The following is a 1,570-nucleotide window of genomic DNA, read 5'->3' as shown; positions in this document are numbered from 1 at the left end:
GGACGTTGCCGCGTGGGCAACTGATCGCCCACCAGGGCGCGGAACGGCTCCATCGACACGTTGATGGACGCATCCAGGATCCACAGCAAGCCGGCGGCCATCCACAACGCCGGCGTGTTCGGCATCCACAGCAGCGCAAGCGAGGCGAACACGGCTCCGGCCAGAAAGTACGGCCGGCGTCGGCCCAGGCGGTTCCAGGTCCGATCGGAATAGTGACCGACGATCGGTTGCACGATCAGTCCCGTCAGCGGCGCGGCGATCCACAGGGTGGGAATGTCGTTTACGTTCGCGCCCAATGTCTGGAATATCCGACTGACATTCGCGTTCTGCAGGGCGAGGCCGAACTGGAGGCCCAGAAAGCCGAAGCACATGTTCCATATCTGCCAGAACGAAAGCGCCGATCTCTGTGTCATTGGCGCGTGCTCAGCACGCACGCAGCGGGTCTGCACTGTGGTTGATCCAGGTCATGGGTACTTCCTCCAGCAACAGTTATGTCATGACCTTGCGCATCCCGCATGCTGCGGGCGCAGCATCGAGGCCCTTTGTCGCCCTTGTAAAGGAGAGGGCTCTGACGGCATAGTCAATCGACAGCGTGACAACAACGGAGAATCCATGCGGGTACGTCTCGAAGATGTGGCGCGCGAAGCGGGCGTATCGCCCAAGACGGTGTCGCGCGTGCTCAATGACGAGGCCAACGTGACCGACGCCACGCGTGAGCGTGTGCGTGCTGCCATGGAGGCAATGGACTATCGACCGCATCCGTCGGCGCGCAGTCTGGCAGGAAATCGCTCGTTCCTGGTAGCGATGCTGTACGACAACAACGACAACCCGTCCTCGACGTATCTGGCAGAAATCCAGGATGGCGTGCTCGAGGCCTGTGACGCGCATCGCTACAGCATGATGGTGCGACCACTGCGCATGCGCGATGGCGATTTTATCCGCCGCCTGGACACGCTGATTTCCGACCACCATCCCGACGGCGTGGTGCTGACGCCACCGATTACCGACTATGCGCCACTGCTGAAACGCCTGCGTGAGCACAAGGTGCCCTATGCCAGTGTGTCGCCATTGCGGCGCGGCAAGACCCTGGGCGTGACCATGGACGAGCAGCACGCCGCGCGTGCGATCGTCGAGCATCTGCTGGAGCTGGGCCATCGGCGCATCGCTCACGTGATCGGCATCGCCAATCACGGTGCCAGCCGCTGGCGGTTGGCAGGCTATCGCGAGGCGATGGAAGCCGCGGGTCTGCCGGAAGATCCGGATCTGGTAGTGCAGGGCGCTTTCACCTTCGGCTCGGGTGTGGAGGCGGCACGGCAGCTGTTTTCACTCGCCGAGCGACCGACGGCAGTGTTCGCGGCCAACGACGACATGGCCACCGGCGTGATGTGGGCGGCCGGTGAGTATGGCCTGAAGGTGCCGCTTGACCTGTCTGTCTGTGGCTTTGACGATACGCCCCTGTCACGCCAGCTCTGGCCGGCACTCACCACCATCCAGCAGCCCAGCCGCGAGATGGGAAAGATCGCGGCGGAGCAGTTGCTGACCGAGCTACGCGGCCACGGCACCGGTCGAC

Annotated in this window: 2 protein-coding genes; one reads left to right on the top strand and one right to left on the bottom strand. The window is 63.4% G+C overall.

The window, feature by feature from the left end; all coding sequences use genetic code 11:
• On the bottom strand, positions 1-413 hold a 413-nt coding region (locus tag AC1DSN_RS22365; RefSeq protein WP_477333000.1), incomplete at its 3' end, for an MFS transporter.
• A gap of 199 nt (positions 414-612) precedes the next feature.
• Here AC1DSN_RS22365 and AC1DSN_RS22360 point away from each other — a divergent pair.
• Positions 613-1,570 (top strand): LacI family DNA-binding transcriptional regulator (locus AC1DSN_RS22360; RefSeq protein WP_477332998.1); only part of this gene is annotated, 958 nt, incomplete at its 3' end.

The organism is Luteibacter sp. P4_D7_3 (assembly GCF_056401735.1).
This window is presented reverse-complemented; position numbering and strand designations above follow the sequence as displayed.